Genomic DNA, 6,955 nt, shown 5'->3' with positions numbered 1-6,955 from the left:
TGATCCCTTCCCGAACTCAGAAGTGAAACCTCTTAGCGCTGATGGTAGTGTGGGGTCTCCCATGTGAGAGTAAGTCATCGCCAGCTCATTATTCCAAAAGCCCTCTGCTCACGCAGGGGGCTTTTTTATGCGTGGGATTTCATGGTTATAGATTTTTCTATTGATACTTTATGATCTAAAAAAGAGTTAAAGAGTAACAAGGTGCAGCCAAAACTTCAGAGCTATTAGCTACACCATATTGTTTGAAGTAATTAAATTTTATCTATCCTTCTTTAAGATATTTAAGAATTGTCAATTACTTCCTGTTGATCAAGCTGACGACGAGCATGTTTAAATGCTGTTCTTAGCCCTTCTTCTAAAGTCGGATGATAGTAAGGCTTTGCCAGAATCTGATGAATATCCTGCTCTGCATCAATCATCCAGGCTAGTATGTGTGCTAGATGTTCGGCTTGAGGGCAGAATAATTCAGCACCTAATAATTTTCCTGACATTTTATCTATATATACTTCAGCCCCACCTTTATTTTCTGAAAGAATTAACGCGCGTCCCTGTCTTTCATAAGATACAAAGCCTCTAATATATTTCGTATTTTTCTCTTCTAGCTGTTTGAAACTTTGTCCAATAATCGCCATTTCTGGTTGGCTAAATACGATTGCCAAAGGAGTTAGGGCAGAAATAGGCTGAACATCTGGAAAATTTAAGCAGTTCTGGACCACTTCTTTACCATTATGGGCAGCTTCATGTTGAATTGGGACATCAGGGGCTGCATCGCCAACAATAAAAATAGGCAAGTTTTCTAATTGCTTGGTTTTTTTATTAATAGGTAGCTTTTTAACATCTTGGAATTCAGGATTAATTTTTTCCAAACCTAATCGATCTAAATTAGAACTACGTCCAGTAGCTGAGAGTACATAATCTACTTCAAGACTTTGTTTTTGATCATTCTCTATATAGTCAATTTTTACCTGATCAGTAAGGAGTTTGACTTGATTAGGTAAAGTTTTAAATTTGATATCCAGCTCGTTATTTAATTGCTCTCTAACCAAAGCTTGTAGAGTTGGACTGGTGAGTGCACCTATTTTCTGACTACGAGCAAACATAGTAGTACGTACCCCTAAACGTTGCATGGCTTGAGCCAATTCAATTGCAATAACGCCACTACCAATCACTGCTAAGGATTTAGGTAGCTGTGTAAGTTCAAAGATTTCATCAGATGTCAGGAGTTTATCGCCTAGTTCATCTTTTAAGGTAGCATCAAAATTTGGTCGAGAGCCTACTGCAATAATAAAACTTTTAGCTTGATAAGATTTTCCGTCTACTTGGACTGTTTGAGCATTGGTAAATTTTGCGTGCCCTGATACCTTATGAGTTGAATCCCATTGTTCTACTTCTTTTAAAGTGGCCCGAATATAATGATCACGAAGCTTATGCAGGCGATCCATAACGGTGGAGGTATTTATTACGGCATCATGCTGTAATCCGAGATTTTCTGCAGTTTTAATATCATGCATACGGTTAGCAGAAGAAATCAGAAGCTTGCTCGGCATACAGCCTACACGAGCACATGTTGTATCCCATGAACCGGCATTAATAATTAAAATATTTTGGGTATATTTAATAGCTTCTTTATAAGCACTAATTCCTGCTGTGCCTGCACCGATAATAATAATGTCATACATAAATTGTTTACCAATTCTCAGAACATGAATATTTATATGCATGATTTACAATGTTTCTGATGTAAATTATGTAACTAGATTGCTTATTTTTGCTATTTTGAGTAAATTTTCTGTAAAAGCCAGAATATTAAATTTTATGGCTGTTTAAATATTATATCCAGTGGGAAGCATCATAACTTTATTAATAAATTTAAAAAAACTTGGGGTAAACACTACATTGTTAGCCACCTCCATTTCATTGGTGGCATGTGGTGGTGGTGGTAGTGATGGTTACTATAATTCTGATTCTGGAAATGCAAGTGGTAATACAGGGGGCGGTACTGGAAATTCAGAGGGCAATATCTCAGAAAGTAACACTTCTCAAATTGTTGATAGTATTGCAGTTCAGTCAATTCATGATATAGAAGGGAATACAATTACTAGAGTTAATGATGGTTCAATTGTAGAGTTTTCTGTCCAGATTTTGAATAAAGACAAAGGCGGAATTGAAGGTAAACAAGTTGTACTATCAATTGCTGATAATGAAAAATTGGGTGTTACAAGTGAAAGCTCGACTGTAACTACCACTGCGGGTGGATATGCAACCTTTAAATTAGCAGTTCCAAAAATTACAAACGAAAGTGGAAAAGTCCAATTAACCACTACTATTCCTGGTACAACTATACAACAAACTTATACTCTAAATATTTTTAAAACTAGCACAATTCAAAGTGAATATGAAATCAAACCTCAACAAGGGGTTGTTTTGAATTTGCCTAATGGCACTGCTTCAATTACGGCCACAGTAACAGATAAAAATGGTGGAGTAAAAGCAGAACAAGAGGTGACTTTATCTTTACCTGTCAGTATGCTGGGTAAGTTTTCTATTACATCAGGCTCTACTTTAAGAACGAATAATCAAGGTGTAGCTCAGTTTACAATTAAAGCAAACTCAGACTTAACTGCGAATGATATTAAAAATTTAACTGCAACCTCAGCTGAACTTGAGTTTAATTTATTAGATGAACATAAAGCTCAAAAGACAGTTAAAGGGGCTATTACGTTTAAAGATCTCACCCAAATTGTACAAAAACTTGAAATAATTAAAGAAGATAAACCTTTAATAGCTCAAGGAGGCGCTACTATTGTTAAGGTTCGTGCAAAAAATAGTAATGATGTAGCACTATCAAATAAGAAAGTTAAACTTCTCTTTACAGACCTGAGTGATGCTTATGGAGTGAAGCTAGATAAAGTCGAAACAGTAACTGACGCACAAGGATACGCTACATTTAAATTAACGACTGATTCAACTTATCCAATAGCATTATCGCAACAAGGGATTAATTTAAAAGCAGTTTATACCGAAAATAATCAAGAAGTATTTGCTCAAGATACTATTACAGTTATTACTGAAAATACAAATGCTGCTGATCAATTGGCTTTACAACGTCTCGAAGTTCAGTCTTCTTATAAAATTAATGCTAAAGATGATAATGTTAAAATAACAGTTAAAGGTATTAATAATAAAGGTGAAGCAGCTACTAAAGGTAAAGTTACATTAGCTTTGAATTCAGAAGCTATTTCAAATGCAGTCAAGTTTGATGAAGCAGCAACTCAAGAATTCAAAAACGGATATGTAACTTATACCTTGCATACAGGAGCTAAAACTCAGGCAGCAGTTGATGCCTTGGTTGCTGCTGGTATTACTGCGACATTCACAACTGATAATAATATCAGTACAAATGTGAAAATTGCTGTTAAAGATGAAGCAAAGTCTGAAGAAGAAGTTGGTTATCTATTGGTTGACCCAATAAATACTGCATTCGATTATACAAAGGATCAAACAATTACTGTAAAAGTAAAAGCGGTTGGTGTTAAAGGAAGTGCTCTAAAAGGCGAAACAGTCTCTGTATCCTTACCTAAATTATTTGTTAACGATTTACAGACATTAGGCTTGAGTTTATCAGGGAATTCTTCTGCATCAACGAAAGAAGATGGATATGCAACATTTACATATCTGTATAAGGCTAATGGTTCAGATAAACAAAAAGAATTACTTGCTAATGGGCTTCGTATTACAGCTACATCTGAATCAAATCTAAATGCATCTCAAACATTGACGCTAAATTTCAAGGCTCCAACAGAACAATCAGAGATTGATCTAGATTACTTTAACGTCAATATGCCGGGCAGTACTGTACTTAATGTAGGTCAAGAATATACTTTTAATATCACAGTTAATGCACAAGGAACTGATAACCAAGCTTACGCGGGACAGAGAATCGGTCTTGGCCTAAATGAAGCGGCATTGAATAATGGTGTTAGCCTTATTTCTTCATCTGCAAGTGTGACGGATGAAGATGGTAAAGCTATATTTTCAGTAAAGGTCAAAGCGAATAATATTACTGAGCTGAATAATCTAATTGCCAATGGTATTACAGTTGCTTTAATTGGTAAGCGAAAAGATGGTTCTTCTTATACAGTATCTAAGAAAATTGATGTAACCCTACCTGAGGTAGTATTCCAAGATTTAGTGACCTTAGAGGTTGCTGAGTCTAATTCTATCTCAGTATTAGGTGGTGAGTCTCGAGTAAAAGTCATTGCTAAAGATACAGATGGTAACGTGATTCCTAATACATCACTTGCTATTGCTCTTTCTAGTTTAACAAGTTCACGTGTGACTCTTTCTGATACAACGTTAACCACTAACAGTAAAGGTGAAGCAGAATTCACAGTTACTGTTGCCGAAGGACTATATGATCCTGAATTAGCTAAAAAAGGAGTTACTTTTGCTGTTGTAGGTACCAATTTAAATAATGGAGATCGATTACAGCAAACGCGTACCATTCAAGTTACTGTACCCGATGAAGCATTAAATTTGCGCTTAACCGCTGAAAATAAATACATTGAATTTGGTGTAACTCAAAAAATCCAAGTAGCAGTAAAAGATGAAATTGGTTTAAATACTGGAGGTGTTCCTGTTCAATTAAGCTTGCCAAAAGCAGTCACAGATCTAGGTATCTTTTTAAATCATGAAACTGTAGTTGTTTCTAAATACGGCAATGTCGTTGTAGATCTTACTGTTCCAGCAAATTTATCTAAAGCTGATAAAGATATATTACTAGCATTAGGTAATATTGTAGTTACAGGCTTTATTACGAAACCGAATGGTGAGAAACTTAAAGCTGAATTAACCTTTACAGTGAAAAATGCTGTAAATACCAATGCATTGGTTATTTCACCAGATAAGGAAGACTTAAGTATTGCTGGTGATCGTACGATTGTGACGGTAACTTTAAACGATAGAAATGGTCAGCCAGTTCGTAATCAATTAGTGAAGTTATCTGCATTAAATTCAGCTACTTTAATTATTGGTACCCAAGGTAGTGGACATCCAACCAATACAAGTGAACCTCAAACTGTTTTAACAGACAGTAATGGTAATGCCTTCTTTTCTGTCGAGATTGATGGTGCAACGGTAGATGGTGACTTGCTTATCGCGAGTGGTATTGAATTAATCGCTGAACATCTTAATGAAGATGGCGCTATCGCAAGTAACATCTATCGTTTAGATGCATATAGACCGATTCCTGCAAGTCCATCTGAACCTTTAACTGCTAAGTATAATTTAAGAATCGAATCATCTAAGCCTGCCATGAATATTAAAAATGATATGGCGGATGTGACAGTAACGTTGTTAGACCGTAATGGTGGTGGCGTTGCAGATAAATATGTCACATTAGAATTACAAAATTTCTTATTAAATGGTGCATCAATCGTTGGCCCATCAGGTTTAACCACAAATGAATTAGGTCAGGCGACATTCCGTGTGAAAGTCGATGAAAGTGCCCGAAATCCTAGCTACTCTGCAATTACCTTTGATGCAGATGAATTAGATTTAAGAGCTCGTTACACAGAAGAAGGTTACCGTGACGCTCAGCAGCTTAGTCGTATTTTGATTAATAACGTTGCTGATGAAAATCCACGTGCTTCAATTGTTATTGGTGTGAACCCAACAAGTATAGAAAGTTCAAGTGATGGGGTTTATTACACGAGAAATCTGTCAGTAAGTGTTAATGATTTCGATGGAAGACCACTATCTAATCAGCCAGTTATCATGACTGTAGATGCAACAACTTATATAAAAGGCCAATATATTTGGGCCTTGGCTCCGGTGGTAGGCGATGAACCAAAAGCAAAATGGGTTGGTCCTTATGAAATGTATCATAGAAATAACGATCCATTGGGCCCATTAGTTGCAAATCAAGCTTTTGGGTGTGTAGCAAATGAAGAGGGTACGGCTGTTATAAATAATGATACAAACCCAGCAGTTACAGTTCCTGTAAAAGTCGTCGGTTTCCTTGGAAAAGGTGATGATAAAGTTGTGACTTATACGACAGATAAAGAAGGTAAGTTTGACTTTACTATTCGTTATCCAAAGATTTATGCACAATGGTTAAATGTACAAATAGGGGCTTCTTCAACAATTGCAAGCCTTCCATTTAGAACAACATATAATGTTGGCTTACCGTCTTTAAGTAGTGATTATAGTACGGATGGTACGTATGGGCCTAACTTAGTAAGTCCATATGGCATAAGTTTGAACTGCCGATAGATAAAGATAAAAAACAGCGCTTCGGCGCTGTTTTTTATGAAAGCTAAAATTCAAAAAATTAAATAGAAGTTCCCATACTCACACCCACCGTCGGCCGAACATTAATTGAACTGCAACCAACGAAACTCAAACTTAAACATATTACCAGTAAGAATTTATTCATAGGTCAAGCTCTGAAATTAAAAGGAGAGGTTGACTAAAAGTACATTTTCCCCAAATACCTTAGTCATCCAGCAGGTCCATCTGTTTCGCCAGCTGATATAAATTATTGGAGCGATTTCCTGTACGGCAGAACATCAAGATAGGTTTTGGTAATTCGTTATAATGGTTGGCAAAGGTGCGTACATCAAGCTCGGTAATCTGGCCAGCAACTACAGGCTGGAAGACATAATCCAGACCTGCACTACGAGCAGCTTCTTCAATTTGTACGCTGGTTGGCTGTTCAGGGCCACCTTCCATATCCGGACGGTTATTGATAATTGATTTGAAACCTTTTTCAACTACTTGAGAGATATGTTCAGGACCAATTTGGCCAGCAAAGCCTACATTTTCGCTCATGATGTCACTCCATTATGTCATTTATCTTGATATGCTTTATGATAGCATTAAGCTGAAAACATGATGGCCTAGTTCTGAAAAATTTATAAACGATTACAACTATAAAATAACGCAATGGAGCGCG

At 36.3% G+C, this 6,955-nt stretch carries 3 protein-coding genes and 1 rRNA gene; 2 read left to right on the top strand and 2 right to left on the bottom strand.

What is annotated here, in order from left to right; all coding sequences use genetic code 11:
• A 5S ribosomal RNA gene (rrf, locus tag ACEWB7_RS06090) occupies window positions 1-86 on the top strand; the annotation flags it as partial.
• A 195-nt stretch (window positions 87-281) separates the two neighbouring features.
• Here rrf and ACEWB7_RS06085 read toward each other — a convergent pair.
• The gene (locus tag ACEWB7_RS06085) at window positions 282-1,679 is read right to left on the bottom strand and encodes a dihydrolipoyl dehydrogenase (RefSeq protein ID WP_411580499.1); all 1,398 of its coding nucleotides are present in this window, start codon (window positions 1,677-1,679) and stop codon (window positions 282-284) included.
• Window positions 1,680-1,851: 172 nt separating this feature from the next.
• Here ACEWB7_RS06085 and ACEWB7_RS06080 point away from each other — a divergent pair, with 172 nt between their 5' ends.
• Window positions 1,852-6,273 (top strand): Ig-like domain-containing protein, encoded by a 4,422-nt coding sequence (locus tag ACEWB7_RS06080; RefSeq protein WP_411580498.1) that lies wholly within the window; start codon window positions 1,852-1,854, stop codon window positions 6,271-6,273.
• A 222-nt stretch (window positions 6,274-6,495) separates the two neighbouring features.
• Here ACEWB7_RS06080 and ACEWB7_RS06075 read toward each other — a convergent pair whose 3' ends face one another.
• On the bottom strand, window positions 6,496-6,831 hold the full coding sequence (locus ACEWB7_RS06075; protein WP_004783676.1) for a TIGR01244 family sulfur transferase: 336 nt from the start codon (window positions 6,829-6,831) through the stop codon (window positions 6,496-6,498).
• Window positions 6,832-6,955 lie beyond the last annotated feature (124 nt).

This window comes from Acinetobacter sp. NIOH-H-8 (assembly GCF_046635365.1).
Taxonomy (GTDB): Bacteria; Pseudomonadota; Gammaproteobacteria; order Pseudomonadales; family Moraxellaceae; genus Acinetobacter.
The sequence above is the reverse complement of the archived record's forward strand: the minus strand, read 5'-3'. Positions and strand labels throughout refer to the sequence as shown.

What these genes read in the sequence shown, in the direction of transcription:
- ACEWB7_RS06085 (WP_411580499.1), bottom strand. Translation starts at nt 1,679, where the DNA reads ATGTATGACATTATTATTATCGGTGCAGGCACAGCAGGAATTAGTGCT.
- ACEWB7_RS06075 (WP_004783676.1), bottom strand. Translation starts at nt 6,831, where the DNA reads ATGAGCGAAAATGTAGGCTTTGCTGGCCAAATTGGTCCTGAACATATC.